This window comes from Bacillus sp. SIMBA_074 (assembly GCF_046534555.1).
GTDB classification, from domain to species: domain Bacteria; phylum Bacillota; class Bacilli; order Bacillales; family Bacillaceae_G; genus Bacillus_A; species Bacillus_A mycoides.
The window spans coordinates 1-347 of record NZ_JAWRYM010000211.1 but is presented as its reverse complement, the minus strand read 5'-3'; the positions used below and the strand labels follow the sequence as shown (position 1 = coordinate 347).

At 43.2% G+C, this 347-nt stretch carries 1 protein-coding gene; it reads right to left on the bottom strand.

What is annotated here, in order from left to right:
* Positions 1-297 (bottom strand): extracellular solute-binding protein (locus SB773_RS30540; RefSeq protein ID WP_410593963.1); only part of this gene is annotated, 297 nt, incomplete at its 3' end.
* Positions 298-347 lie beyond the last annotated feature (50 nt).

Here is a 347-nt window from a genome sequence, read left to right as displayed (position 1 = left end):
CCCGTCCTCTTCCACGCCATCCAAAGTGCCATCAAGTGCTGCTGCCGCTGCCTTCGTGTCCTTTAAATCTAATAATCTATCTTTATATTGTTTGACATCTACCGGTCCGCCAATGTTAAAAACCGCTGGCTCCTCACCTGAAGCGAACTTTGCCGTAATGGCTGATTTATAATCATTTCCACCGCCAACTGTCGATATCTTGATCTTCACATCTGGATTTTCTTTTTCATATTGTTTCACCAATGCCTCGAATTGCGACTTGAATTCTACCTTGAATTGAAAAATATCCAGAGTCACTTTATCCTTAGAGTCGCTGTTTCCACCAGTAGAAGAAGAGCATCCAGCCA